Origin of the sequence: Phyllobacterium sp. YR531, assembly GCF_000282595.1 — a bacterium.
Classification (GTDB): domain Bacteria; phylum Pseudomonadota; class Alphaproteobacteria; order Rhizobiales; family Rhizobiaceae; genus Phyllobacterium.
This window is the reverse complement of the sequence record NZ_AKIZ01000016.1, coordinates 598,266-622,394: the sequence shown is the minus strand read 5'-3', so window position 1 is coordinate 622,394 and position 24,129 is coordinate 598,266. Positions and strand designations below refer to the sequence as shown.

The 24,129-nt window shown below is 51.0% G+C and carries 28 protein-coding genes and 2 tRNA genes; 15 read left to right on the top strand and 15 right to left on the bottom strand.

Features of this window, described 5'->3' with window-relative positions; genetic code table 11:
- Positions 1–2: 2 nt before the first annotated feature.
- Entirely contained in the window at positions 3–440 is a 438-nt protein-coding gene (locus tag PMI41_RS10295; protein WP_008124440.1) for a hypothetical protein, read from the bottom strand.
- A gap of 105 nt (positions 441–545) precedes the next feature.
- On the opposite strand from PMI41_RS10295, the gene PMI41_RS24220 reads away from it, so the two are divergent.
- From PMI41_RS24220 to PMI41_RS24215, 3 genes are read left to right on the top strand one after another with little or no spacing between them, the layout of a single operon-like run.
- Positions 546–896 (top strand): gene transfer agent family protein, encoded by a 351-nt coding sequence (locus tag PMI41_RS24220; RefSeq protein ID WP_008124438.1) that lies wholly within the window; start codon positions 546–548, stop codon positions 894–896.
- Positions 889–1,353, top strand: coding sequence for an HK97-gp10 family putative phage morphogenesis protein (locus tag PMI41_RS10285; protein ID WP_008124436.1), 465 nt, complete (start codon positions 889–891; stop codon positions 1,351–1,353). The genes PMI41_RS24220 and PMI41_RS10285 overlap by 8 nt, the downstream gene beginning before the upstream one ends.
- Complete coding sequence (locus PMI41_RS24215; RefSeq protein ID WP_008124434.1) at positions 1,340–3,532, top strand: tape measure protein; 2,193 nt, start codon at positions 1,340–1,342, stop codon at positions 3,530–3,532. The genes PMI41_RS10285 and PMI41_RS24215 overlap by 14 nt, the downstream gene beginning before the upstream one ends.
- A gap of 523 nt (positions 3,533–4,055) precedes the next feature.
- On the opposite strand, the gene PMI41_RS10275 is transcribed toward PMI41_RS24215, so the two are convergent.
- A complete protein-coding gene (locus tag PMI41_RS10275; RefSeq protein ID WP_008124427.1) occupies positions 4,056–4,304 on the bottom strand; it encodes a hypothetical protein in 249 nt (82 codons plus the stop codon).
- Between the two features lie 562 nt (positions 4,305–4,866).
- Between PMI41_RS10275 and PMI41_RS10270 the strand changes: the two genes are divergently transcribed.
- Positions 4,867–5,268, top strand: coding sequence for a type II toxin-antitoxin system death-on-curing family toxin (locus PMI41_RS10270; protein WP_008124423.1), 402 nt, complete (start codon positions 4,867–4,869; stop codon positions 5,266–5,268).
- On the opposite strand, the gene PMI41_RS10265 is transcribed toward PMI41_RS10270, so the two are convergent.
- The 5 genes from PMI41_RS10265 to PMI41_RS10245 form a co-directional block, all read right to left on the bottom strand.
- Positions 5,265–5,789 (bottom strand): hypothetical protein, encoded by a 525-nt coding sequence (locus tag PMI41_RS10265; RefSeq protein WP_008124420.1) that lies wholly within the window; start codon positions 5,787–5,789, stop codon positions 5,265–5,267. The genes PMI41_RS10270 and PMI41_RS10265 overlap by 4 nt on opposite strands.
- Positions 5,786–5,998, bottom strand: a complete 213-nt coding sequence (locus tag PMI41_RS10260; RefSeq protein WP_008124419.1) for a hypothetical protein — start codon at positions 5,996–5,998, stop codon at positions 5,786–5,788. The genes PMI41_RS10265 and PMI41_RS10260 overlap by 4 nt, the downstream gene beginning before the upstream one ends.
- Positions 5,999–6,053: 55 nt before the next feature.
- A complete protein-coding gene (locus tag PMI41_RS10255; RefSeq protein WP_008124417.1) occupies positions 6,054–6,563 on the bottom strand; it encodes a hypothetical protein in 510 nt (169 codons plus the stop codon).
- A 122-nt stretch (positions 6,564–6,685) separates the two neighbouring features.
- Positions 6,686–6,850 carry a hypothetical protein gene (locus PMI41_RS25035; protein WP_008124415.1) on the bottom strand — a complete coding sequence of 55 codons (165 nt, stop codon included), beginning with the start codon at positions 6,848–6,850 and terminating at the stop codon, positions 6,686–6,688.
- Between the two features lie 521 nt (positions 6,851–7,371).
- On the bottom strand, positions 7,372–7,920 hold the full coding sequence (locus PMI41_RS10245; protein WP_008124412.1) for a hypothetical protein: 549 nt from the start codon (positions 7,918–7,920) through the stop codon (positions 7,372–7,374).
- Between the two features lie 128 nt (positions 7,921–8,048).
- Between PMI41_RS10245 and PMI41_RS10240 the strand changes: the two genes are divergently transcribed.
- From PMI41_RS10240 to PMI41_RS24625, 3 genes are all read left to right on the top strand, one after another.
- Positions 8,049–8,327 carry a hypothetical protein gene (locus PMI41_RS10240; protein WP_008124410.1) on the top strand — a complete coding sequence of 93 codons (279 nt, stop codon included), beginning with the start codon at positions 8,049–8,051 and terminating at the stop codon, positions 8,325–8,327.
- Positions 8,328–8,333: 6 nt separating this feature from the next.
- Positions 8,334–8,413: transfer RNA gene (locus PMI41_RS25030), tRNA-Leu, on the top strand.
- 344 nt (positions 8,414–8,757) lie between these two features.
- A complete protein-coding gene (locus PMI41_RS24625) occupies positions 8,758–10,359 on the top strand; it encodes a recombinase family protein (RefSeq protein WP_081497124.1) in 1,602 nt (533 codons plus the stop codon).
- On the opposite strand, the gene PMI41_RS10235 is transcribed toward PMI41_RS24625, so the two are convergent.
- A tRNA-Met gene (locus PMI41_RS10235) sits at positions 10,316–10,392 on the bottom strand. The genes PMI41_RS24625 and PMI41_RS10235 overlap by 44 nt on opposite strands.
- A 354-nt stretch (positions 10,393–10,746) precedes the next feature.
- Here PMI41_RS10235 and PMI41_RS10230 point away from each other — a divergent pair.
- Both PMI41_RS10230 and PMI41_RS10225 read left to right on the top strand, forming a co-directional pair.
- Positions 10,747–11,709 carry a Gfo/Idh/MocA family oxidoreductase gene (locus PMI41_RS10230; RefSeq protein WP_008124408.1) on the top strand — a complete coding sequence of 321 codons (963 nt, stop codon included), beginning with the start codon at positions 10,747–10,749 and terminating at the stop codon, positions 11,707–11,709.
- A 165-nt stretch (positions 11,710–11,874) separates the two neighbouring features.
- Complete coding sequence (locus PMI41_RS10225; RefSeq protein WP_008124407.1) at positions 11,875–12,999, top strand: DegT/DnrJ/EryC1/StrS aminotransferase family protein; 1,125 nt, start codon at positions 11,875–11,877, stop codon at positions 12,997–12,999.
- Positions 13,000–13,033: 34 nt separating this feature from the next.
- Here the strand turns inward: PMI41_RS10225 and mnmA are convergent, their stop codons facing one another.
- The gene (gene mnmA / locus PMI41_RS10220; RefSeq protein WP_008124406.1) at positions 13,034–14,221 is read right to left on the bottom strand and encodes a tRNA 2-thiouridine(34) synthase MnmA; all 1,188 of its coding nucleotides are present in this window, start codon (positions 14,219–14,221) and stop codon (positions 13,034–13,036) included.
- A gap of 303 nt (positions 14,222–14,524) precedes the next feature.
- Between mnmA and PMI41_RS10215 the strand changes: the two genes are divergently transcribed.
- Complete coding sequence (locus PMI41_RS10215; protein WP_008124404.1) at positions 14,525–14,800, top strand: DUF1153 domain-containing protein; 276 nt, start codon at positions 14,525–14,527, stop codon at positions 14,798–14,800.
- A gap of 82 nt (positions 14,801–14,882) precedes the next feature.
- Here PMI41_RS10215 and PMI41_RS10210 read toward each other — a convergent pair whose 3' ends face one another.
- Positions 14,883–15,335: a paraquat-inducible protein A gene (locus PMI41_RS10210; protein WP_008124403.1), complete on the bottom strand. Its 453-nt coding sequence runs from the start codon at positions 15,333–15,335 to the stop codon at positions 14,883–14,885.
- Positions 15,336–15,505: 170 nt separating this feature from the next.
- Between PMI41_RS10210 and PMI41_RS10205 the strand changes: the two genes are divergently transcribed.
- Together PMI41_RS10205 and PMI41_RS10200 are read left to right on the top strand one after the other, a co-directional pair.
- Positions 15,506–17,623, top strand: a complete 2,118-nt coding sequence (locus PMI41_RS10205; RefSeq protein ID WP_008124402.1) for a carboxy terminal-processing peptidase — start codon at positions 15,506–15,508, stop codon at positions 17,621–17,623.
- A 31-nt stretch (positions 17,624–17,654) separates the two neighbouring features.
- Complete coding sequence (locus tag PMI41_RS10200) at positions 17,655–17,951, top strand: GNAT family N-acetyltransferase (RefSeq protein WP_008124401.1); 297 nt, start codon at positions 17,655–17,657, stop codon at positions 17,949–17,951.
- A gap of 55 nt (positions 17,952–18,006) precedes the next feature.
- On the opposite strand, the gene PMI41_RS10195 is transcribed toward PMI41_RS10200, so the two are convergent.
- Positions 18,007–18,393: a hypothetical protein gene (locus PMI41_RS10195; RefSeq protein ID WP_008124400.1), complete on the bottom strand. Its 387-nt coding sequence runs from the start codon at positions 18,391–18,393 to the stop codon at positions 18,007–18,009.
- A 488-nt stretch (positions 18,394–18,881) separates the two neighbouring features.
- On the opposite strand from PMI41_RS10195, the gene ctrA reads away from it, so the two are divergent.
- Positions 18,882–19,583, top strand: a complete 702-nt coding sequence (gene ctrA / locus PMI41_RS10190) for a cell cycle two-component system response regulator CtrA (protein WP_008124398.1) — start codon at positions 18,882–18,884, stop codon at positions 19,581–19,583.
- Between the two features lie 65 nt (positions 19,584–19,648).
- Here ctrA and PMI41_RS10185 read toward each other — a convergent pair whose 3' ends face one another.
- Positions 19,649–20,608, bottom strand: a complete 960-nt coding sequence (locus PMI41_RS10185) for a quinone oxidoreductase (RefSeq protein ID WP_008124397.1) — start codon at positions 20,606–20,608, stop codon at positions 19,649–19,651.
- 88 nt (positions 20,609–20,696) lie between these two features.
- Here PMI41_RS10185 and PMI41_RS10180 point away from each other — a divergent pair, with 88 nt between their 5' ends.
- On the top strand, positions 20,697–21,557 hold the full coding sequence (locus PMI41_RS10180; RefSeq protein WP_040854226.1) for a LysR family transcriptional regulator: 861 nt from the start codon (positions 20,697–20,699) through the stop codon (positions 21,555–21,557).
- A 3-nt stretch (positions 21,558–21,560) separates the two neighbouring features.
- Here PMI41_RS10180 and PMI41_RS10175 read toward each other — a convergent pair whose 3' ends face one another.
- The 3 genes from PMI41_RS10175 to PMI41_RS10165 form a co-directional block, all read right to left on the bottom strand.
- A complete protein-coding gene (locus PMI41_RS10175) occupies positions 21,561–21,947 on the bottom strand; it encodes a cupin domain-containing protein (RefSeq protein WP_008124394.1) in 387 nt (128 codons plus the stop codon).
- Between the two features lie 132 nt (positions 21,948–22,079).
- A complete protein-coding gene (locus PMI41_RS10170) occupies positions 22,080–22,436 on the bottom strand; it encodes a response regulator (protein ID WP_244423921.1) in 357 nt (118 codons plus the stop codon).
- Positions 22,437–22,580: 144 nt separating this feature from the next.
- Positions 22,581–23,210, bottom strand: coding sequence for a histidine phosphotransferase family protein (locus tag PMI41_RS10165; protein ID WP_008124389.1), 630 nt, complete (start codon positions 23,208–23,210; stop codon positions 22,581–22,583).
- Positions 23,211–23,539: 329 nt separating this feature from the next.
- Between PMI41_RS10165 and PMI41_RS10160 the strand changes: the two genes are divergently transcribed.
- On the top strand, positions 23,540–24,073 hold the full coding sequence (locus PMI41_RS10160; protein ID WP_244423929.1) for an EipA family protein: 534 nt from the start codon (positions 23,540–23,542) through the stop codon (positions 24,071–24,073).
- Positions 24,074–24,129 lie beyond the last annotated feature (56 nt).

The window sequence follows — 24,129 nt, the reverse complement described above, 5'->3', positions numbered from 1 at the left end:
AGTCAGAGCAACTCGCAATTAGTTCTGCGAAACTTCGACTCTGCTAGATTCTTCCAAAGTCCAGAGTCGATCGGTTTGCCATCTTGTGCAATCCGGACCTCCTTACCACTATTGTCAGAAGCGGTCATCCATATGACCCCAAGTGCGAAATCTGTACTTGGGCCAGACATGTTAAAGCTGAACCCCCAAGGAACGATGGAATTAGCGTCTTTTCCCTCAACTTTATTTTGCTTAACAGCATCAATGAATATCTTACCCAGATCATAGCCCATCTTGAAAAGACGCTCATGTTCCTCTTTCAACTCGGCAGTGGAAGCTAGCGCTGCGCATTCAAAAGCCGACCAAGAACGCTTTGCCATCTGTGCGTATTCTTTCGAGCTTTGCGACCAAGCAGACGTGTTCATCAAAGCTAACGATACTAAGCAAATAATTATTCTCATTTCATTCCCCCTCAATGCGTCATCGGCATAGCAGTCGTGCAGTCGTTCGTCGATACGCGCTCAACGTAACCCGCCCTAGCGCGGGCTTTTTACTATGGAGAATCCATGGACAACGACCACAGTTACGCCCGCATCACTCAGCCTTTTGGCGACGGCAACTACGACTTTCAATTCGGCTGGCCGGAAGCGCTCGAATGGGAAGCTAAATATAGCCGTAGCCTGTTCGGAACGTTCAATCGCATGCATCGCGAAGGCATTTATCTGATTGGTGATATCAAAGAAATTGTACGGCTCGCCCTGGTTGGCGGCGGCACCAAGCCTGTTGATGCTCTACGTCTTGTTGAGCGATACGTCGAGAAGCGTCCACTGACGGAAAACATGGCTCTTTCCTTGATGATCCTCGAAGCTTCGTTCTTCGGTAACGATACCCCGGCTGTTGTGCCCGTCGATGGCTAACGACGGCGGCCTGGCACGTATCCAGCGCAAAATGCTTGCAATCGTCAAGGCAGGCGAGATCGCCGCTTATGACGCCATGGAAGTCGGCGCCGAAGAGATTGTAACCATGATGCGCAATCTCGTCGCTGTAGATGATGGAGACTTGAAAGCAAGCATTGGCTGGACGTGGGGCAAAGCTCCCAAGGGCGCAATGGTTATCGGCAAGGTCAAACCTGCCAGTGGCAACGCAACCATCACGATATTCGCTGGCAACGCCAAAGCTTACTACGCGCGCTTCGTTGAGTTTGGCACGGCTCCCCATTTGAACGGTGGCCGGTTTGCTGGGTCAAAAAATCCAGGAACATCGAAGCAACCCTTTTTCTACGTGTCGTATCGGGCCAATCGGAAGCGCGTAACGCGACGGGTCAATACGGCAGTTCGCAAGGCGGTCAGGAAGGTATGGAATGGCAACGGATGAAGAAAAGCTTCTGCTCTCAATAGAGGCGCGTACAGCGCTTCTAGAGCGGCAGATGAAAAATGCCTCAAAGGTAACGGGACGCGAATTTAAAGGCATGCAGAGGCAGGCCGAGTCCGCTGCGGCAAAAATGAATGCTGCCTTTTCCAAAGTTGGCCGCGCCGGTGGATTTTTGGCTGGTGGTTTCGTGGGAGCGGCTGCACTGAAGAGCGCTTCGTCACTGATCGACAGCAGTATCAAAATCGAAAATTCATTGAAGTCCGCTGGTCTGGCTGGTGAAGACCTAACGAACGTTTACGATCAACTTTTTGCAGCCGCGCAGCGTAATGCAGTGCCTATTGGCGACCTTGCAACCCTGTATGGACGTGCATCACTTGCTGCGAAAGATTTGGGAGTTAACCAGGGGCAACTGGTCAAATTCACCGACAATGTCGCCTTGGCTCTTCGTGCCGGCGGTCAGTCGGCATCCGAATCCGCAGGCGCCTTGCTTCAGCTAGGGCAGGCCATCGGCGGCACCAAAATTCAGGCCGAAGAGTACGGGAGCTTGATCGACGGCGCTCCTGCTCTTTTGCAAGCTGTTGCAGCCGGTATGAAAGAGACAGGCGGTTCTGTCGGAGCGCTGACCCGGCTGGTGAAGGACGGAAAAGTCTCATCAAAAGCGTTTTTTGACGCGTTTGCGGCCGGTGCACCAATCTTGCAAGAAAAGGTTGCTGGAGCAGAGCAAACAGTATCGTCAGGCTTCGTTCGGCTGTTTAATGTGCTCACGGATGTTGCCGGTCGTTTCAACAAATCTTCAACGGCTGCCAAAACCTTTGGCGGTGCCATGGATGAGATCGCCACCGAAATATCGTCGCTCAACTTCGAGACGTTCATTGGCAACATCAATGCCATTGTAACGGCATTCAAAGAGGCTCAGCAGGCGGGCCAAAATTTCTTTACCGAGGCAGGACATTGGACTGGCCTTGATAATATTGGCAAGTTCCTGGCTGGACCAACGGGCGAGCGTAGTTTCCTGGGCGGTGCAATCGGTATCAAGTCGACCGCCACACCTGAAAGACAAGCACTTGATATCTCCAACAAACGCCTGGAGATCGAAAAGAAGATCAGCGATCTTCAGAACAGTCCACTCAAAAACAGCCCGCTGGTGAAGCGGGATATTGGCCAGTATCAGGCGCAGTTGCTGCAGTATCCAGAGCAAGCCAAGCCCGCCTTCAAGATGCCGAGCAGGCCATTTACGCCGACGCCGATCCTGCCTGAAAAGGTTGTGCCCGTTTCGCTGGCGGACTATCCAGTGGATCCGACTAAGACACCAAAGACACCGAAAGCTAAGGCGGCACCGCGGACCGCTGACAGTCGAATCACTGATGACATACAAGCCATCCGTGATCGTACAGAAGCGCTGAAAGTTGAACTGGGGCTCGTTGGACAGTCCTATGAGGCGCAAGAAAAGCGTCGCATGTCCCTGGACCTAGAACAGGCTGCGCTGGCTGATTTGAAGGAAGAGGCCCGCAAAAAAGGCCAAACGGACCTCGACAGCATAAAACTGTCACCAGAACACATTTCGCAAATCGACGCTGTATCGACTGCGTACGCAAGACAGGCTGATGAATTGCGTAGGGTGCAGGATTCTCAGGAACGCGCCGAGCAAGCGTCATCTGAGTTCTATGACACGTTCAAGTCAGGCGCGATGGATGCCCTTACAGGTGCCGCAAGCCTGTCAGACGCCTTGAGCAACCTGGCGAAGAAGCTAGGCGACCTTCTTTTGAACTCTGCCTTTGATGCGTTGTTCAAGCCTGCTAGTGGCGGCAGCGGAGGTGGCGCATTCGGCGGAATATTTGGTGCCATCGGCAAGATTGTTGGCTACGCCAAGGGCACAAATAATGCTCCAGGTGGTCTATCTGTTGTGGGTGAAAAAGGCCCGGAACTGATGAACGTCCCAAAGGGCGCTCAGATTATTCCAAACCATAAATTGCGTGCGCCAAGTATGCCTTCTTTGAAGGCGGGTGGTGTCTCTGGCGGTGCTGGAACCTTCACCTACGCTCCGGTTATCGACAATCGTGGTGCTTCGGCTGAGGCAGTTTCACGTCTTGAAATGGCTTTAGCCAAAGATAGGGCTTCATTCGAAGCTAACACCATCAAGGCTATCCGCAAGGCCAATAAGACAAATACGAGATTGAATTAAAGCAAGGAAACCTATGAAAATTCATCACGACGCACCCGCTCGATTTTCGGCAACTTTGGAAGTCACAAGCGGCAATACATTCCGCCCGTGGCTTGGTGATACCGGGCCCGGTTCGTCGCTTAATGTGCAGGTTATTCATTTCGCAATAGGGAGTTGGTTCTAGTTGGATGGTGAGGCCTGACACTACTGCTTAGGGTGTAGCATCAGGCCTCGTGCTGACGGGGATCAGCAGAGAGCGATACGCAGCGGTGGTGTGGTTGGATCAATGGTCCCGGTGCGCACCCTACCCATAGTACCAACCAAAGTAGAGTGATGTTCCCGCAATTATGATGAACACGATTACATACGGCCATATCCGTGTCATGTACGGATCATAGTCGGTGTCATTGTCGTTATCGTTCGAGAGCGGCATGTCGGTCTCGCTTTACTTGACATTTCTGCCAGATAGATTCGACAGATAATTCAAATCAACAACAAAGCAGTACGGCACAGTGCAGCAATTGGATCAAATCAATTGGTCACATTACCAGTATTCGCCCTCGAACCATATTCCCTGTCCAATGCCGTTGGAAATCCCAAAAACAATGCCCTTCTCTTCTAAAGCGGCAACAAGGGCAGACACATCTGCTTCTGGACCAAAAATAACCCCTGAATAGGATTCAATTTCGATAAGAGAAAGTACTTCTATTTTTGCGAGGTTAGCTAGATCGATTTGGCCCAAATCTAGAACTACCCGTGCTGCAGCTATCTGGTGGCCTGTTATCGGGTCCATGGTGCCGTCCCTCTGCTCGACGCTCGCCAAGCGACGAGGGAACGCAATTGCAATTATAGTATGAGCCCGCCTGCAAACTACTCAGAACAAAACGCACCGGGCCATTATTGCTGACAATAGGTCAGGCACAGGCAGGGTGCGCGCAGTTGGTTAAGGGATGGTGAAGGTGCACTTGTTAGACCCCGTAGTATGTTCTACATGAACTGAAGTGGCAGCGTGGTGGAAGCATGAGAAGACATTACATTAGCACACCGACGCAATGACCATCAGGAATGTCATTACGCGACCATCAGGAATATCATCGCAACTAATTGTTCAACTAGGTGTTGAATAATTAAGTTATGCATGCCATGTGTATGACACACACGCGCACATTAACATCTAGCATGAAGGGAGAGCGTGATGGTTTATAGCACAACTGCGTTCACTCGCACAGCTAATGCTACACGTGAAGCGACAGGTAATGATACCAGGTTCCAAGCACGTCCAACAAGCAAGAAGACGGATTATGCTGCCTTCACTAAGGACGTGATTAAGCGATTTCCTAAGGTGATCGCAGAACTTGCCAAATGAACCTAGGTGGCTGCCTTTAGAGGCGGTATTAGAAATCAACGAAGCTCACGTCGCTGATTCAGGAGAGTATCACGCTCTCCTGTCTCAGGCTAAGCTTGAAGGCGCATTGATGCGTCCTCAGAACATTTACCATTACAATGATGAATACAACGTAGTCACACTTAGCGTGACCCTAATGTTCGCTATCGCGGAGGCGCACGCCTTTGAGCAGGGAAACAAACGGACCGGATTCACATCGGGACTAGCGTTTCTAAGCGACAACGGTTTCAACTACGTGGGCCCAGATACTGTAGAATTTGCTACTCATTTCAAACAAGTTGTTGAAGGACAGAAGCCATATGATTGGTTTCAAGCCAAATTCGTTGAATTTGTCGTACCTGTTGAAGACTAATACTTCTGCGGTGACAGCCAAGGCCTTTGACTGGCGCCCATTCGAACTGGCGGTTTATCATTCACATAAGATAGCGCTACTCGCAAATTCTTGAGTTCGAACTTATGTCGAAGAACGAAACGATAAAGATAAGCATAAACGTGCGCGTTTTCAGTGGCTTCGCGTATGACTTCCAAAACGTCGGGATTTCGTTCCATTATCTCCGTCACGTCGACCACCGAATCCATTAAAAATTCGCCAGCAGCACCTTTCGCCATTCCATCGTAAATTACCGCACAGGTCAGCTCCAGGAGATTGACCAAATGGATTACGTCGTCATTCCACTTTACAGCGTCATTGTTTCTTTGATGATCTCCAAGACGCTCCATGCAATCTCTTAATTCAACACTCTGAGATGCAAGAGCGGCATGGGCACTGGCAATTCTTGATAGTCTTATTTGATAGCCGATAACAAAAAATCCAACAATGGTCACACACGCGGCGATAGCTTCGATGTTTTTGCTATCCAGCCATTCAATCATTTCTTGCTGTTAGCCGAGGCTGTAGGTTGGACCGTTGGCTGCGGTGCTGGTTCAGGAGCGGTGAGTTTGGGCGCCAGCGCGGCGAAGGACTGCCCCTTCTCAATATACTGGCCGGGCCTGGTGAGCTTGCCCTCGAGCGATTTCGCCGATAGTGAGTCACCAATAAACACTCGTGTAGTTGTGGGTTTGTTACTCTTTTCATCACTCATTGTTCCGCCTCCTGTTTTAACTATGAAAGATAAATGGGACAGATACCGGCAACCTTCAACTAGGTGATTCAACTTTTGTGCCAAACTCAAATATAGGAGTAGATTTTAAGCTGTTGTAATCTTGCTCGTTGGCCCAAATTCGCCATTTGACAACAGGGGATCCTTCACTGTCTGCCTTAGACGAGAACTTCATGGTTTCCAAATCGAGCCAGTTTGGTCTACCTACACCGCGTCCGTCCGATAGCTGCAATATCTTGCCGTTATGGCCTAGCGTGATCGTGCCATCTGCATGAGCCGCATAGTTTCCTGGCCATGTCTCGTCCGAATCTAGGAGCTCAATAACATAGTCGGTACCGAAGCTTAGGATTGTGTCTGACGTAAAAAATGTGGAGTGGATCGGCAACGAGGACTGTCCGGTCTCTCGAAGTGCTGCCACACTCAATCGCCCCTCCGCATTTGATAGCACAAATCCCAAACCCCATCCTCTGGCGGTTTGATATTTGATTAGCTCACCAGTCTTAATCTCAGCTTCTCTTTTCACCACAAAATTGGAATGAATTGTCATCACCTTCCCCTTCACAAACCACTGATTAATCTTCTTGTTTTTTCACATCCAAACCCTCACACCGCAACTGCGATTCACCAGCCAGATAGCGCTTCGGGAGTGAGGTCTGGCTAGTCGCCGGGCTATCTCTCTAATCTACCCAGGACGGCACCAAAACCGAGCGAAAGAACTCCAAAGCCGAAAGCCGTTGTCGCTAATATCTCGTGAATCGCAGATTTGGAGCCAATAGCCACAAATATGGCCGCCACGATCTGCAGGATGCCCAGCACGTATATAAATTGTTTCATATCCCCTCCCGTTGTTCAAGCAAGCTTGCACGGCATTGGGAGGAACGCAATTGCAATTGTAGCGGGAGTTTGTTTGAGTAAAAACTGAATAACCAGCATATTCATATGAGGGAACTGTGATGCGGTTAACTATTTTTACAATTGCCGCCCTGATGTTTGCAAATCCGGCGTCCGCTGAGGTCTACAGATGCATTTATACTGGTGGGTATCCCTATGACGGTCACGGTAAGAGTGGAACCCCGTTTATCCTTGCTGTCTCTAACACTGATATAACCTACGTAAACCAAGATGGATTTAGTTTTACATTTCGCACCTGCAATCGAACTGCTAGCTTATTCCTCTGCGATGCATATCAATCGAAGAAGAAACACATTTTCGACTACGACACAAAGACCTTTACGCAAATAAACCAGTCATCTGATTCTGAATCCTTCTATCAATGCAGGTCATTTGAAATCAGATAGATCAGAAGGTTAATTGCTGTCGCGACCATCTGAGAGTCTGGTGGTCGACAACAACAATCACCTACGCAAGTCCTTCAGAAGATCACCTATCATGCCGATTGAAGTGTGTGTGAACTTCGCAGTGAATTCAAAGTCACCCTCCCATTTATAGGGATGGGGAGGGGTTTTCGCCGCAGGAAAATTATAGTGTCTTTCCGTATCGCCTATACTTATCTCAATCTTTGCGCTCGGCTTTGGGCCATACATGAGGACGTTGATATAAAATTCACGATCATAAACATAATCCGGTGACGCTTCTAGCATTGCTGCAATTGCATCACCAAACGTTCCTCCACGCTTGTCTTCCTCCCACATGTAATCGCCATCTAGCTTTAAGGGCGCATAGGCATTAACGACCAGTGCGCTGTCTTTGACGTTGCGGGAAGCAGTAACGGCGATGAGCAGGTTTGCCGCATCTTGGTATGTGACGGACGACTTTCCTCTGCCGCGCTGTCCTTCTGTTCGCAATCCGGTAGCCATTAAGTTCCGATCGTGCTGGACAACTGTGTTTTCGGGAATCCCCGTTGCTTCAGAAACTTTGCTTACCAATTCTTTAGGTGTGGCCATGTGGTTCTCCTCGTGTGGTGTCGAAAAGTGCTCAATATGTCTATTTTACGTATTATGCAAAATAAATATTGCATATGTTCTATTTTACGTTATATAGAAAATATAAGCCAACGAAGGAGCACACCTAAATGATAACCCATCCGACCAGATTGCAAAACATGTCCGGCCTTCTCACGAAGATTCTGGATGCACAATACCACTCTTACATGCCGGATGACGCCATGGATAACCTGCGCGATGCCGTCTTGTCAGTAGTGGATTCCATTGTTGAGGACGATGCAGACAGTAAGGAAGACCGGCAGGCAAAGCTCGACGCTATTATAACCCTCACTGCACGCAATCAGGAAAGCGCACATACCCGCGAAATCACTCGTATCGTCGGCAGTTTGGATCGAGCGGCCGCATAAATAATCGCCCACGTAGCGGCACGCGTTTCTACCGCGCACACCGTAAAGGATGGAAGATGCACGTTCGAATCGTGCCGTGGGCTCCAACTTGCATTTTCGATATCTACCACCCGTAATAAGAAAAGTTGACACACCCATCTGAGTCACTTTGTAATTATAAGCACACCAAAAAAGATGGGCCTAGGCTAGCAGGGCAACCAGTTCGACATCGAAACCCAATGGTGAGCCGTCGCCCTGCGACTTACCAACCGTGGCCAGCGGAATGATACCGCGCGTCTATAAGAGGAGAACTAAGAATGAGGCATCAGCCCGCACAGAATGAAGTTACGCCATCCGACTCGCTCTTGAGCATGATCCGGGCAATGGCGCGTCGACAGGCCCGCCTAGATGCACGTATACCGGAGGCTGTAAACGATAACAGGCGATCGCATTGAAACGTGCTGCCATCTATGCGCGATTCTCTACTGACCTCCAGAATGACAAGTCAGTAGACGACCAAATAACGCTGTGCTCGGAGTATGCTGTGCGTATCGGGTGCAGCGTAGTCGCTTGCTATTCGGATAAGGCCCGTTCCGGCGCATCTATGTTCGGAAGGCCAGGACTTGCCGACCTTATTGAGTCTGCTCAAGAGGGCGGTTTCGACGTTTTGATATCGGAAGCTCCCGATCGCATTAGTCGAGACATGGAGGACCTGGCCGGTATCCACAAAAGACTCAGTTTTCGCGGCATTGAAATCAATTGCGTGAACGGAGGTAAACAGGATTCTTTACAGATCGGCATGCACGGCATTGTTGGCCAGATGCAACGCGAGGAGGGCGCCCGTAAGGTAAAGCGGGGCCTGATGGGCGTCATTGATGATGGGCGCAACGCAGGCGGCAAAGCCTATGGCTACAGCCCTGTACTGGGCAAGCCTGGCGAATTAAACATAGTTCCTGCGGAGGCCGAAACCGTCCTACGTATTTTTAAGGCATATGCCGCTGGACAAAGCCCGCGCGACATCGCTGGCATGTTGAACCGGGATGGCATTCCGGCGCCTCGTGGCACGCGATGGTCTGCACCTACCATCAACGGCAATGGCAAGCGCGGAAATGGTATCTTGCGCAATCCACTCTATTCTGGCCGCATCGTCTGGAATCGTGTGCGCATGGTGAAAGACCCCGCGACTGGCAAGAGAGTATCGCGTCCCAACGATTCGTCAGAGTTTCGGCAAGCGGATGTTCCGCACCTTCGGATAGTAGACCAAGCGCTTTTCGATACTGTGCAGGCGCGCAAAGAAACCGTTGGCGGAGAACATGCAAGTCATGCGCCACGTAATAAACGAGTCCTGAGTGGTTTGCTAAAATGTGGCGCTTGTGGTGGCGGGCTGGTTATGATTGGCCACGATCGGAGCGGGCCACGTGTCCAGTGCAGCACACATCGAGAGTCGTGGTCCTGCAGCAATTCCGCACGATACTACATAGAGAAGGTGGAGATACACGTCATTGACGCACTCCGCCTCCAGTTCTCAGATCCAACGATAATCGCAGAGTATGTCAAAGCCTATCGAGATGAGCGACGGCGAATTGAGTCTGATGCACGCAGGAACCGTAGCACAACCTCGCAGAAACTGGCCGATACACAGTCGAAGCTGGATAGATTGATCGGAAAGATTGCAGCCGACCTTATTTCTGATGAAGAAGCAAAACCGCTGTTGGCAACACTTAGGGCAGAGAAAGAGCGACTCACCGGTGATTTGGCAACGGCAGGTGAGGCAACTAATGTTATTGAACTTCATCCGCAGGCCGTCGAACGCTTCCGGGAAAACATAGAGAATCTAGCGGCTATCCTTTCGCAAGGTAATGTCGCGCCTGATAGTGAGCTCATCGGTTCATTCCGAGAGCTCGTCGCAGAAGTAATCGTAATGCCCCGCCAGAAAGGCGAGAAATACACGATTCAAATCAAGGGTTATCTTTCAAGTCTACTGGGTGCCGACCTGTCGGCTGTGACGATGGTAGCGAAGGAGGGATTCGAACCCCCGACACAAGGATTATGATTCCTCTGCTCTAACCTACTGAGCTACTTCGCCCCATATATCTTACGACCCATAAATGGTTGCCTCATAAAGCTGACCTGGGAGCGTACTGTCATTCGCCAAAGACGGGCGACAGGGACGTGGGCGGATATATGTGGGTGCAATGAGCCTGTCAAGCAATCTTATCCGCATCCAAGTTGGGAAGTTGTGCGAAAAGAAATTCTACTGCCCTCTATGCCTATAAAAAGCCCGAAACCAATCCCAATTGTGAAACTGCCCGATTAGCCACGGCAACATTTACCATGCTTGTCCACTGTATGGGTTGAATTCTTGAGCAGGCACGCTTGCAACACTTGTGTTCGTTAGTTGCTCCAGATATTGCATGCGGACATGAACAAGGCTGAAAAGATGGCTCCACGAATTGCAGTGCTCGGTTGTGGTTATTGGGGCAGCAATCATATCCGTACTCTGAAAAGTCTCGGCGCGCTTTACGCTGTGGCTGACCAGAATAGCGATCGTGCTGCCGGCTTTGCTGCCGAGCAGGGTGTATTGCACATTGAAGTGGAAGATCTTTTCACTCACCCTGATGTCGATGCTATTGTCATGGCGCTCCCACCACAGTTTCATGCTGCTGCTGCGATACGCGCTGTCAATAATGGCAAAGACGTTCTCGTTGAAAAACCAATTGCGCTGACTGTGCCTGATGCGGAAGCTGCCGTGAAAGCAGCACGTGATAATGGCCGCATATTCATGGTTGGTCATGTCCTCCGTTTTCATCCGGCTTTCGAGAAACTGCTGGAACTTATCAAGGTCGGTGATCTTGGCGATGTTCGCTATATTCACTCGCACCGTCTTGGCCTTGGCAAATTCCACACAGAGAACGATGCGCTATGGGATCTTGCTCCCCATGATCTGTCGATGATCCTTGCTATTACCGGCACGGAGCCATTGGAGGTTCGGGGTGAGGGCGCTGCAGTGCTGGATCATCTCAGTGACTTCGCTCATTTGCATCTGCGTTTTCCAAACAACGTTCGTGGCCATCTGTTTGCTTCACGTCTCAATCCTTATCGCGAGCGCCGCCTGACAGTAGTCGGTACGAAGGCGATGGCTGTATTTGACGATATGGAACCATGGGACCGGAAGCTTGCGGTCTACAAACATTCCATCTGGCAGGATAATGGCCAGTGGGCTTCGACGACGGAAGAGCCAACCTATATCAAGGTTGCGCAGGGCATGCCCCTCACACGCGAGTGCCAAAGTTTCATTCACAGTATTGAAACACGTGAAGAACCGAAAACCGATGGTGAGGAAGCCGTTCGCGTGTTGAGAATACTCACCGCGGGTACCGTCGCGCACAACAAGGCTGATTGAGCTTTTCATTGCCCTTGGAGCTTGGCGTTGGTACAAAGCCCACGCCTTGTTACAACAAGAGGCAAACTTTGAACGGCAACATCTGGCGGTCTTTGGTCTGCCCTTTTAAAGAGTTGCCTAGATCTCGCCCGCAATGGATTCGCGGGAACTTTTATTGGAGCAATGATGCAGTTCATCGATCTCGGCGCACAGCGTGAACGGATTAGCGATAAACTTGATGCAGCCATCGCCAAAGTAGTGCGCGAAGGAAAGTATATTCTCGGCCCGGAAGTGGGCGAATTCGAGAAGCGTCTCGCAGAATATATCGGCGTCGAGCACGTCGTTGCCTGCGCCAATGGCACGGATGCACTGCAAATTCCACTGATGGCAAAGGGCATCGGGCCCGGTGATGCGGTATTCGTTCCCAGCTTTACCTTTGCAGCGACGGCCGAAGTGGTGGCGCTTGTTGGTGCGGAGCCTGTGTTTGTTGATGTGGATCCCGATACTTACAACATCAATGTTGAACAGTTACAGGCAGCCGTGGATGCAGTCCGTGCCGAAGGACGCTTGCAGCCGAAGGCGATTATTCCCGTCGACCTGTTTGGTCTGGCCGCAAATTACACCTCGATTTCCTCTGTTGCGGCTAAAGAGGGTCTGTTTGTGATTGAGGATGCTGCGCAATCCATCGGCGGAAAGCGTGACAATGCCATGTGCGGCGCGTTTGGTGACGTTGGTGCCACCAGCTTCTACCCGGCAAAACCGCTCGGTTGTTATGGAGATGGCGGTGCAATTTTCACCAATAATGGTGAGCTGGCAGAAATAATGCGCTCGGTTCTTTTCCACGGTAAGGGCGAGACGCAATATGACAATGTTCGCATCGGCCTGAACTCCCGTCTTGATACGATTCAGGCCGCGATTCTCATTGAAAAACTCGCGATTCTTGAAGACGAGATGGAAACACGACAGGTTGTCGCCAAGCGCTATGCGGCGGGTCTGAGGGATATTGCCAAAGTTGCGGTTATGCCGGAAGGCTCACGTTCTGCCTGGGCGCAATATGCTATCGAAGTAGATGATCGCGATGCCTTGAAGGCGCATTTGCAGGCCAATGGCATTCCGTCCGTAATTTACTACGTAAAGCCACTGCATCTGCAAGATGCGTACAAGCATTATGGCCGTGCACCAGGCGGTCTGGTCGTTTCTGAAACACTGCCAAAAAATATTCTGTGTTTGCCAATGCATCCGTATTTAAGCGCGGATGATCAGGATAGAATCATCGGTACTATTCGTGACTTCCAAGAAAAAGGGGCCTAGTGGCCCCTAATTTATTTGAGTGATGTTGATTTGATCAGGCGTGCTGGCTCTGTGAAGCAAGTTTTTTCAGCATGGCCTCTGCCTGTGGGGCGCGTTCCGAACGACCAATGAAACCACCCCCGAAAACACGGGCTGTATTGCTGTCGTCTGAATAAAGAACGCAAGCCTGACCCGGGGCAATTCCGCTTTCGCCATCGACCAGTTCAACCCATGTTTCGCCTGCCTGATGGTGAAGAACTGCCGGGCGAGGTGGACGCGTTGAGCGAACCTTGGCGTAAACTTCAATGCCGCCTTCTGGAACATCGCCCAAAGCTTCATCGCCAAGCCAATTAACGTTGCGAAGGAAGACTTTACGGGTCTCGAGGGCTTCGCGCGGTCCAACCACGACGCGCGCATTTCCGGCGTCAAGATGCACGACATAAAGTGGGTCGCCCGTTGCCACGCCAATACCGCGCCGCTGGCCGATTGTATAATGAACGATGCCTTCATGGCGGCCTAGAACACGTCCATCAATATGGACAATGTCGCCAGGGTTTGCCGCTTCCGGCTTCAATTTGGAGATAATGTCAGAATATTTGCCCTGCGGGACAAAGCAGATGTCCTGACTGTCCTGCTTGTTGGCAACAGTGAGGCCAAGTTCTTCAGCAATGGCTCGCGTCTCCGCCTTGGTCAGTCCACCAAGCGGGAAACGCAAATAGTCGATCTGTTCCTGCGTGGTAGCAAAGAGGAAATAGCTCTGGTCTTTGTCGGTATCGACAGGTCTGAAAAGTGAGCGATGTTCGCCATTGGCACGACTACGAATATAATGACCCGTCGCAAGCGCATCCGCACCAAGATCACGGGCAGTCTGCAGCAGGTCAGCGAATTTCACTGTCTGATTGCAGGAAACGCAAGGGATGGGCGTTTCCCCGCTGACATAGCTTGCAGCGAACGGATCAATAACAGCTTCGCGGAAACGAGCTTCGTAATCGAGCACATAATGAGGAATGCCAATGCGCTCCGAAACCCGGCGGGCATCCTCAATATCCTGCCCTGCGCAGCACGAGCCTGCACGGTGTGTTGAGGCGCCATGATCGTAAAGTTGCAGGGTAACACCGACTACATCGTAGCCCTGACGTTTAAGAATGCCTGCAACAACAGAGGAATCTACGCCGCCGGACATGGCAACGACGATGCGGGTGTCTTCCGGGCGGGCCGGTAGATCGAGACTGTTCAGTGTCATAAGCATTTCCAATTGGATGCAGCGGCATATAGGCGCACGGCTGTTATCCGACCTATATAGGTGAAATGCATCAGCCTGCCAACAATAACCGGCATCACAAGTATTTTTTCCGTGGAGTCTATTTCGATCGCCTGATTTGAGCGGAGCAGTCGACGCTCATGCGTCTTCGGCTAAAGTTTAACGAAAACAATATGACTCTATTAACGGAAGTTACCAGAGAGTGACCACGTGTTTAGTCAATTATTAAAGCCCTGCATGTAATGTCAGCTGCGATAGGTCTTGAAGTTAAGTGTAGAGAGTACAATGACCGATCTTGTTCGACCGAGAGTAAAATATGTAATCGGCCCGGATGGCAGCCCGCTGACCATCGCCGATCTTCCGCCCGCTAGCACGCGGCGTTGGGTAATTCGCCGCAAGGCCGAGGTGGTTGCCGCTGTACGCGGCGGTCTTCTCAGTCTTGAGGAAGCCTGCCAACGCTATACGCTGACGGTGGAGGAGTTCCTTTCCTGGCAGTCGTCGATCTCCGATCACGGCCTGGCAGGTCTCAGAACGACCCGGATACAGCAATATCGTCATTAGATGATGGTGCATGCGAACGCGAAAAAGGCTGGTCCTCGGACCAGCCTTTTTCTTTTAGTTTCATGCGGCACGCGTTTTAGCGCTAACCAGCAGCTTCCTTGCGAAGCACGATATGGGTCGCAATGGCTGAAAAAATGGCCGATATGGCGAAGAACCATAGTCCGGGTTGAGCAATCGCTGTGGCAAGGCCGCTGGTTTTTGCACCGAAGATTACCAATGCCACGAGCAAGACATCCAGCATCGACCACTTCGACAGGAGTGCGATGGAATGGTGCCACGCGTGCGTTACTGGAGCGGTCTCCATCGTCGCCATTTGCGCAACTCCAAGCTTTGTGATTGGCAAAACAACCGAAAAGAGTGCGACAATTATTGCGAGCAATTGGTCGCCCTCGCTCCACAACGACTGGATGATGCCGAGGAGTGACGGGTTTTCCTCGAAGAAATAGAGTTTACTGACATTCATGAGAGGCATGGTCAGCCCGAGTGCCAATGTGAATGTTGCAACAAACAGAAGTAACGGGACGATTGACCGCATTAAAAAGGATTTCCGGTTAGCTGATCAGGCATATCACATGGCATGATGGCATTTATCCAGAGCGAGATAATTTTTGGTGGCTTTTGCATCTTTAATTTCTGGCCGGACGGGAACAAACACGATACAGACTTGGGATAGTCTTGCAGGCAAAGATATTGGATCGAAATCATATGCGTACTAGAATCGGCTTTCTATTGGTTTTCATGGGGCTGGCAACATCGGCCTTTGCCTTGGAGAGCGGTACGCCGCCAGTTCTGAAACCTCTCGAAGAACAGGCACAGGCCGCCCATTTAAGCGCGCAATTTCTAATCCAGTATCATTACAAGACTGTACCGCTAGGGGATGAACTATCGGAGCAGATATTGGGCCGCTATATCAAGGCGCTCGACCCAGAGAAGTTTTTCTTTTCGCAGGCTGATATTGATGTCTTCAATGCCGATAAAGACAAACTTGATGATGGCATCTATGGGGAAGATCTGACGATCCCTTTCACCATATTCAACCTTTATGAGCAGCGCGTGGTTGAGCGTCTTAACTTTGCCCGTGACTTGCTGAAGCAGAATTTTGATTTCAGCGTCAAAGAAGATTTTCCAATTATCCGTGACGACGAGCCATGGCCCAAAACAGAAGCTGAAAGCCGTGATCTTTGGCGCAAACGCGTGAAGAATGATTGGTTGCGCCTGAAGTTGGCTGGAAACGATGACGCGACAATCCGCACCACGCTCGGCAAGCGATATGCGAATTCGCTTTCACGTGCTTACAAATACAAGAGCGAAGACGTTTTCCAGATATTCATGAATGCCTACACAAACTCGATAGAGCCACACACGGACTATTTCGGCCCAACTGCCGCTTCGGATTTTGACATTTCCATGCGGCTTTCACTGGTGGGCATTGGTGCTGTCCTGCAAGAACGCGAAGAATACACGACCATTCGTGAACTGGTCGCGGGTGGACCGGCACAGCTTTCCGGCCAACTTGGTGTTGGCGACAGGATTGTCGGTGTAGCGCAGGGCAAAGATGGCGAGATGGTTGATGTCGTCGGTACGCCGCTGCCTGATGTGGTTAAACTTATCCGTGGCACCAAGGATACGGTGGTTCGCCTCAGCATATTCCCTTCCGATGCCGGACCGGATGGCAAGCATCGCGAGATCAGCCTTGTTCGCAACACGATCAATCTGGAGAAACAGGCGGCCAAGAAGACAATCCTTCAGGTCAAGAATGGTGACGTGACCAACAAAGTTGGTGTGATTACGCTGCCGACCTTTTATGAAGATTTCGATGGCCGACGGAAAGGCGACAAGAACTACCGGAGTGCCAGCCGCGATGTTTCCAAGCTGTTGAGCGAACTGAAAAAGGAACAGGTAGACAGCGTTATTATCGATCTGCGTAACAATGGCGGTGGATCGTTACCTCAAGCCATCGAAATGACGGGTCTCTTTGTCGGCAAGGGTCCGGTGCTTCAGCAGCGCAATCATGATGGTCAGATCAAGGTCAATGGTTCTGATACACGTACTGCAGCGTGGACCGGACCGCTTGGCGTATTGATCAACCGCGGCTCTGCCTCGGCATCGGAAATTTTCGCAGCGGCCATACAGGATTATGGCCGTGGCATTGTCATTGGTGAGCCAAGCTTCGGCAAAGGAACCGTGCAAACTGTGGTCAACCTTGACGAAGAGGCGAATAATCCGAAGCCGGAGTTTGGCGAGCTGAAAATGACAGTCGCCCAGTTTTTCCGTATCAATGGTGGCACAACCCAGTTGAGAGGCGTTTCTCCGGACATTAGTTTGCCTGGGTTCTCCGATCTCGAGAATATGGGTGAGGCAAGTTACGACAATGCCTTGCCATGGCTACAGGTGAAAAAGGCAGATTATAAGCAGTTGGGTGACATAAAGGATGTGTTGCCTCAAGTTCAGAGCCTTCATGATACCCGTGTGGCCAAGGACAAAGACTTCCAGCGGCTCGTGGAAGATGCGACTGAACTGGATCGCCGCCGTAAACAGAAAACCATTTCACTGAATGAAGCAGACAGACGTAGTGAACGAGAACAGCAGCTCAGTCGCATCAAGGCTCGTGAAAAAGCTGATGGTGTAACACCGCTTGACGCAGCCTTTCAGGAGGACGGGCTGCAAGCCAATGAGCGAAGCCTGACCGCAGACATTGCAAGCGAAAAAGCGTTGAAGAATGCCAAGGACGCGCTGCTTGAGGAGTCCGCTCACATTCTCGTCGACGTTACTGGACTTTTGAACACCGCGTCGAGCACGGTCGGAAAAGCTGCGAAGCAATAATTGCGCTCGCTTGAAACCCAAGGAGTCTTGGATGTCCGAGAAAATCAAGATTGAAAAAGAAGAAGCGAGGAGTGGGGGCCGCTATATAGCAACTGTTTCCGGCAATGAGGCTGAGATGGCCTACTCCCGCGCGAGTGCGCATCTTATCATTATTGATCATACGGCCGTGCCGGATGCATTGCGCGGCCAAGGCGTGGGGCAGGCCTTGGCGCTACACGCGGTTGAAGATGCAAGGACAGGTGGCTGGAAGATCATTCCGCTATGCCCTTTCATGCGCGCCCAATCGCTCAGGCACGAAGATTGGGCTGATGTCATTCAGCAGAAATGAGACATTTTGATAGATTCGCGCGCTTACTGCTGAACTCTATCAAAAAGTCTCCGGACTAACCGATCATTGCGCGGCGGTCTGGCACAACGACTTCTTCGGTATCACGTGGCTTGCCGTCACGCTGCTCTAAAGCTTCAGCCTTTGCCAGTTCCGTTTCCGATTCGACAAGCGCGGCTTCTGCATCATCTTTTTGATTCTTCAGATCTCTGATCGATACAAAAAGATTGTCGCGACGCTGACGCGCAGCTTTTGCGAATGTCGGATAGGCAAAATGTGTGGTGTCTGTGATGCCGGCTTTTGTCTCTTCAGACGTGATTTGCGCGTCCAATTCTGCAGCCATGCGTTCGAATTCGCCCATCATCAGATCGAGCTGGCCGAGTTGGCGCCGCTTTTCCTTGACCTGAAAGAGCTTCAATCGAACCAAACCTTCATGCGACTTCATATTTACAACCCCCGTAACGCTTCACCAAAAGCTGGTACTCTGAGCACCACAAAATGTTTCTGGACACTCATCCAGCCCCATTTGACCCGAATCACCTGGGTAAAATGAAACAAAAACTTAAAGTCAGGCCCGCTTGGTAACCTTTCCTTTACGTTCAGCATTAATCATACGCCTTAAGACTTAAAGCTCTGTAAACCGATGCATCAAGTTTTGAAGCGGCAAGTTTATTGAGTCGAATGAATCGCTTAAGCGAAAAACCTGATGCTTTGGCTGATGGTTTGGGGCGGGCGGTTGACCTTATGAATCAATGCAGTGTCTGTGATTTTTAATTTATGAGTCAAAGACACTTGCAAAGCGGAATTAGATTTTGTTAACCATTCGGTGGCAATCTTAACGTTATGGAAACGGCTTGTTTCGCGACCTGACTCGGGATTGCCTGACCAAGGGTTTTGGGCAACCCATTTCAGCGGCGGGAAAAGGGGAATGATATGCGGGTTCTTTTAATCGAAGATGATAGTGCAACGGCCCAGAGCATCGAATTGATGCTCAAGTCGGAAAGCTTCAATGTTTATACGACGGATTTGGGCGAAGAGGGTGTCGATCTCGGCAAACTCTACGACTATGACATTATCCTCCTCGACCTCAATCTGCCGGACATGTCCGGTTATGAAGTCCTGAGGACCCTGCGTCTGTCGAAGGTGAAAACACCAATCCTTATCCTGTCCGGCATGGCTGGCATTGAGGATAAGGTTCGTGGTCTCGGCTTCGGCGCTGACGACTATATGACCAAGCCGTTCCACAAGGATGAACTGGTTGCCCGAATCCATGCGATCGTGCGCCGCTCGAAGGGGCATGCCCAATCGGTCATCACCACTGGTGATCTGATCGTCAATCTGGATGCGAAGACGGTAGAAGTGACCGGACAGCGCGTTCATCTGACTGGCAAGGAGTACCAGATGCTGGAGCTTCTTTCGCTCCGCAAGGGTACTACGCTTACCAAGGAAATGTTCCTCAATCATCTTTATGGCGGCATGGACGAACCAGAGCTGAAGATCATCGACGTCTTCATCTGCAAGCTGCGTAAAAAGCTCGACAATGCTTCGGGTGGCATCAATTACATCGAAACAGTCTGGGGTCGCGGTTACGTATTGCGCGAGCCTGATGCTGCTGATCTGCGCGAAATCGCCTGATTATTATCGGTTTGATTGGTTAAAGGGCTCCGCTCAATGCGGAGCCCTTTCCTTTTGCGAGCGGTTCAGACTGTAAGAATGACACTTCCAGTTATTCTTCCCGCCTCAAGGTCGCGATGCGCTTGTGCCGCATCGCGTAATGGATATTCGGCGCCAATCGGATTTATCAATCCATCTTGCAGGGCACTCATCAAGGCTTTTGACCCTTCCTGATAAAACTCAGGATCGTTCACTGAGGCAATGACACTGGGCCGCATCAATCCGATATTGCCAAGATCGCTCAGAGCCACCGGAGGGATTGGTCCGGCGGGATGTCCGATGCTAGCCGTCATCCCAAAAGCGCGGACAGTTTTGAGTGTCTGTTCCAGGATTGTCCCGCCGATGCCATCGACTGCAAGATGGACGCCACCTGTCAATTTACGGACCTCATCCACCCAATCTGGCTGCTTATAAAGTATAATCTTGTCGGCGCCTGCTATGCGAGCCTTTTCGATCTTACCGGCTGAACCCACGGTGCCAATGACGTTTGCGCCAAGACGTTTTGCCCATCGCGTTGTGATCTGGCCAAGGCCGCCTGCAGCAGCATGAACCAACACCCAATCTCCCGGACTGATTTTGCGAACCTTGTGTAAAAGCATATAGGCAGTGAGCCCGCGTAACATGGTGCTTCCGGCAATATGGTCGGTTACACCGGCAGGTATTCGTATAAGCCGGGTTGCAGGCAGTAATCTGGTTTCTGCATAGCCGCCAAGAGGCATTCCGGCATAGGCAACCCGATCGCCGACCCTTACGTTCGCTACGCCTTCTCCAACGCTCTCTACATTCCCCGCACCTTCAAGCCCGAGCACTGCAGGTAATTCAGGGACTGGGTACAGACCTTGGCGAAAATAAACATCGACAAAATTGACGCCGAGGACTTTTTGGCGAATGCGAACTTGGGCGGGGCCGGGGTCGCCAATTTGACGGTGTGCAGGGATCAGTACATCTGGTCCACCGTGAGCGGACATTTCCATAACAAGTGACATCAACAATTCTCCTTTTGAGCATAAAGACATGAGTCAAAAGGTGAGAAAATTCTGTATAACCTCACATTACATGTGCAATAATGCACTAATGATCGATTGGCAGGATTTGCATTATTTCGCGGTCCTTGCTCGCACCGGCTCTTTGTCTGCTGCCGCGCGTGAGCTTGGCGTTGATCATGCGACTGTTGGACGACGAGTTGCGGCGTTGGAAAATATGCTTGATTTAAGGCTTATCCATCGTCTGCCGCGCAGTACCAGCTTGACGAATGATGGTTTGGCTATTTCGGCGCTTGCGCAAGGAATGGAGCAATCAGTTCACGATATTGATCGTGTTGCACGTAGATTGAGCAAGTCGACAGTTGCGACTGTGAGAATAAGTGCACCGCCCGCGGTTGCGGTCAAACTGATTGCGCCGCATGTGGCTGCATTTCATGATGCCAATCCGGAGATCATGTTGGTATTATCAGGCACTGCGCAGAATGCGGCACTGGATCGGGGAGAGGCAGACATTGCTATCCGCATGGCAAAGCCCGAGGCGGCCGAGTTATTGATCCGGCGTATTGGCGCAATGCATTTCGGGCTTTATGCAACGACTGTTGTGGCGTCCGGGCCGGAGCAAGGCTTGAAGTTCATAGCCTATGATGCAGCCTTGGACCACCTTGATCAGCAAGTGTGGTTGCGGGCAATACTTGCCGGGCGTTCCATTGTTTTTCAGGCGAGTGATCTTTTCGGTCAGCTCGAAGCGGCGCGTGCCGGGCTCGGTGCAGCGGTATTGCCCCGCTTCATGGGAGATTCTGACCCGATGCTGGTTGAACTGAAAACCAGTGTCCCACCACCTGTGCGAGACTTGTGGCTGACGACTTATAGCGATCTCAGAAAGGTACCGGCGATCCGCCTCGTTATGACTTTCCTTGCCGACATCATCGGCAAGGCGTGTCCGATGCGCTGATCCTTAAATCCAGATGTCGTTTTGCGCAGTACGCTGGCTGGATTCGTGACCTGTGTTAGCCACGCCTCTTGGCTCGATCAGCATAAGCTTTACCTCTTTTTCAGCAAAGGGTTTATGCTCGATCCCCTTGGGAACGACATACATCTCGCCCGCTTTCAAAGTGACTGCACCGTCGCGAAAATCAATGCGCAATTCACCTTCAAGCACGATGAAAGTCTCATCGGTATCTTTGTGATCATGCCAGATAAAGTCGCCTTCCAACCGGGCGATCTTGAATTGATAATCATTCATTTCTGCAATGACTTTGGGTTGCCACTGCTCGGAAAATAACTCGAACTTTTTGCTGAGGTTTATTGCGCGATGGGATTGTGGTGATGCGTCATTGCTCATGACAAGGCTCCTGATGATTGTTGGGTCTCATCATAGCCTGTTTCCGGCTTTGGTCAGCCACTTATTACCTTTGCCGGATAGATCATTTCGCCGCTCGTCAGCATATTTACAGATTTTTCGATCCTGCTGGCGTCAGTTCCCTAATTCTATCGACGGCATGATTTCGGCAATTGATGCGCGGTTGAATGGCTTGAGCAAGTATCCGGAAGCCCCGGCACGTTTGGCACGCATGATTTTGGCAATATCCATTTCCGGCAGGCAGAGGTAAATTCGGGTATGTTCTCCGCCAGGGAGCGCCCGGATCTGTTTAATGATCTCGGGCGCGGGCATATCGATGAGCCCATCGTCCAGAATAATCATATCCGGCATTTCCACACTGCACGCCGCTAATGTCTGGTAACCAGTGTCCGCCATCGTCACAACGACTTTGTCGCTGGAGATAAGGCGGTCAGCAACTTTTCGCACCACTGGTGAGCCGTCAACGACCATACAACGCAGCATAAAGTTCCCCCGAACTAAATAGCCAACTCGGCTATCCTGATCGTGAAACTATAGATTGGCGGTGAATAAAGAGGCAAGCTCAATGGTAAATATTGAAATACCGCACGAACTTTCAGGGCATTTCAATCAAACTCAAGCGGCGGTGAAAACAATCTCTTCCGGAGTCGCGTGAATTGAAATGCTCATACCAGATTCCTGGGCGAGCAAGAGTGTATAATAGGGCTGCACAGCGTGAGCATCGATCGCTTCTTCCGGAGCCTTGCCACTGTGAAGCTCAAGAAACTTCGGGGGCACACGAAGCATCGGTCCGCGGGAGGTAAGGACGAAACGTGGTTCCGTCTCGGGCGTCTGTAATGAAACAGACAAAGAGCCGCCACGCGGCAAAGCTGCATTGGCGATCAAAATGAGGTTAAGCAGCAATTTGACTTTGTTCTTAGGCAAAAGGACGCGATTGCCTTCCCAGCTCAGTTCAGCCTTTTCGCCCTTCATATACTGATCTGCAACATTCTGAGCATCGCCCGTATCAATCTGTACACCCGCAGAACCCGCTGCGCCGAAGGCGATGCGGGCAAACTGCAAGCGAGCAGATGCGCTGCGCGCACTCGACTTGATAAGGTTCATGGCGTCTTCATCGGCGCCACCTTCTTCCAGCAGCTCAAGACCATTGTTTATGGCGCCGACCGGCGAGATGATATCGTGGCAGATGCGGCTTGAAAGGAGCGCTCCGAGGTCCGTTGCCGAAAGGATGACGGGCAATGTCATGAGGAATCTCCTGAAAATGGCTGTTGCGCTAAGTTGCCCGCGAATCAAAGTCGCGAATCACTTGGTTCTCTTGCTTTTCTGGATACAGAGGGCGGTGCAAATGGGCAAGAACGTCATGACTCACAAGCAGAATACCTAAAAAAATGCCGTATTTACGAGCCATTGAAATGCCAAGATCAATTCATAAACTTTTATACAAGGTTTGCTGTCTTAAATAGGGTTAACGCAAACACAGATTTGCGAATCAGGCGTCAGGCAATGAGCGAACACCAAAAGGAATTATTATGGCGTCTCTACTCTTGTCTTTGAATCGTGGCTTTCTCCTTCTCATGACCGTTGTGTCATTGTTTTTCGTGCAGGCGCAGGCAGCGCATGCGCAAAACACCTACTCGATGGACGAGATTGTCAATTCCGGTCAGAGATTTTTCGGTTCGACCTCCGGAGGTCTCGCTACGGCCGTGGAAAAGGTTTTTCAGAGTTATGGATTACCAAATGGCTATGTTCTCGGCGAAGAAGGTTCAGGTGCCATTATCGGTGGTCTGACTTATGGCGAAGGCTCGCTCTATACAAAAAACGCCGGCGATCACAAAACCTTCTGGCAGGGGCCATCCATCGGCTGGGATTTCGGTGGTCAGGGCTCGCGGGTCATGATGCTTGTGTACAATCTTGATGATGTGCAGAACCTCTATGGCCGCTTTGTGGGTGTGGCTGGCTCCGCTTATCTTTTTGCCGGTGTGGGTTTCAACGTGCTAAAGCGCAATCAGGTTTTGCTGGTGCCTATCAGAACCGGCGTAGGAGCGCGTCTGGGTGTCAATGTCGGTTACCTGAAGATTACTCCTTCAGCGACGTGGAACCCGTTCTGACGCTTGACCCGGTATTTTGAAACGAAGGCGCGGGCAATCCAGTTCGCGCCTTTGTG

What these genes read in the sequence shown, in the direction of transcription:
- PMI41_RS10295 (WP_008124440.1), bottom strand. Translation starts at nt 440, where the DNA reads ATGAGAATAATTATTTGCTTAGTATCGTTAGCTTTGATGAACACGTCT.
- PMI41_RS24220 (WP_008124438.1), top strand. Translation starts at nt 546, where the DNA reads ATGGACAACGACCACAGTTACGCCCGCATCACTCAGCCTTTTGGCGAC.
- PMI41_RS10285 (WP_008124436.1), top strand. Translation starts at nt 889, where the DNA reads ATGGCTAACGACGGCGGCCTGGCACGTATCCAGCGCAAAATGCTTGCA.
- PMI41_RS24215 (WP_008124434.1), top strand. Translation starts at nt 1,340, where the DNA reads ATGGCAACGGATGAAGAAAAGCTTCTGCTCTCAATAGAGGCGCGTACA.
- PMI41_RS10275 (WP_008124427.1), bottom strand. Translation starts at nt 4,304, where the DNA reads ATGGACCCGATAACAGGCCACCAGATAGCTGCAGCACGGGTAGTTCTA.
- PMI41_RS10265 (WP_008124420.1), bottom strand. Translation starts at nt 5,789, where the DNA reads ATGATTGAATGGCTGGATAGCAAAAACATCGAAGCTATCGCCGCGTGT.
- PMI41_RS10260 (WP_008124419.1), bottom strand. Translation starts at nt 5,998, where the DNA reads ATGAGTGATGAAAAGAGTAACAAACCCACAACTACACGAGTGTTTATT.
- PMI41_RS10255 (WP_008124417.1), bottom strand. Translation starts at nt 6,563, where the DNA reads ATGACAATTCATTCCAATTTTGTGGTGAAAAGAGAAGCTGAGATTAAG.
- PMI41_RS25035 (WP_008124415.1), bottom strand. Translation starts at nt 6,850, where the DNA reads ATGAAACAATTTATATACGTGCTGGGCATCCTGCAGATCGTGGCGGCC.
- PMI41_RS10245 (WP_008124412.1), bottom strand. Translation starts at nt 7,920, where the DNA reads ATGGCCACACCTAAAGAATTGGTAAGCAAAGTTTCTGAAGCAACGGGG.
- PMI41_RS10240 (WP_008124410.1), top strand. Translation starts at nt 8,049, where the DNA reads ATGATAACCCATCCGACCAGATTGCAAAACATGTCCGGCCTTCTCACG.
- PMI41_RS10230 (WP_008124408.1), top strand. Translation starts at nt 10,747, where the DNA reads ATGGCTCCACGAATTGCAGTGCTCGGTTGTGGTTATTGGGGCAGCAAT.
- PMI41_RS10225 (WP_008124407.1), top strand. Translation starts at nt 11,875, where the DNA reads ATGCAGTTCATCGATCTCGGCGCACAGCGTGAACGGATTAGCGATAAA.
- mnmA (WP_008124406.1), bottom strand. Translation starts at nt 14,221, where the DNA reads ATGACACTGAACAGTCTCGATCTACCGGCCCGCCCGGAAGACACCCGC.
- PMI41_RS10215 (WP_008124404.1), top strand. Translation starts at nt 14,525, where the DNA reads ATGACCGATCTTGTTCGACCGAGAGTAAAATATGTAATCGGCCCGGAT.
- PMI41_RS10210 (WP_008124403.1), bottom strand. Translation starts at nt 15,335, where the DNA reads ATGCGGTCAATCGTCCCGTTACTTCTGTTTGTTGCAACATTCACATTG.
- PMI41_RS10205 (WP_008124402.1), top strand. Translation starts at nt 15,506, where the DNA reads ATGCGTACTAGAATCGGCTTTCTATTGGTTTTCATGGGGCTGGCAACA.
- PMI41_RS10200 (WP_008124401.1), top strand. Translation starts at nt 17,655, where the DNA reads ATGTCCGAGAAAATCAAGATTGAAAAAGAAGAAGCGAGGAGTGGGGGC.
- PMI41_RS10195 (WP_008124400.1), bottom strand. Translation starts at nt 18,393, where the DNA reads ATGAAGTCGCATGAAGGTTTGGTTCGATTGAAGCTCTTTCAGGTCAAG.
- ctrA (WP_008124398.1), top strand. Translation starts at nt 18,882, where the DNA reads ATGCGGGTTCTTTTAATCGAAGATGATAGTGCAACGGCCCAGAGCATC.
- PMI41_RS10185 (WP_008124397.1), bottom strand. Translation starts at nt 20,608, where the DNA reads ATGTCACTTGTTATGGAAATGTCCGCTCACGGTGGACCAGATGTACTG.
- PMI41_RS10180 (WP_040854226.1), top strand. Translation starts at nt 20,697, where the DNA reads ATGATCGATTGGCAGGATTTGCATTATTTCGCGGTCCTTGCTCGCACC.
- PMI41_RS10175 (WP_008124394.1), bottom strand. Translation starts at nt 21,947, where the DNA reads ATGAGCAATGACGCATCACCACAATCCCATCGCGCAATAAACCTCAGC.
- PMI41_RS10170 (WP_244423921.1), bottom strand. Translation starts at nt 22,436, where the DNA reads ATGGTCGTTGACGGCTCACCAGTGGTGCGAAAAGTTGCTGACCGCCTT.
- PMI41_RS10165 (WP_008124389.1), bottom strand. Translation starts at nt 23,210, where the DNA reads ATGACATTGCCCGTCATCCTTTCGGCAACGGACCTCGGAGCGCTCCTT.
- PMI41_RS10160 (WP_244423929.1), top strand. Translation starts at nt 23,540, where the DNA reads ATGACCGTTGTGTCATTGTTTTTCGTGCAGGCGCAGGCAGCGCATGCG.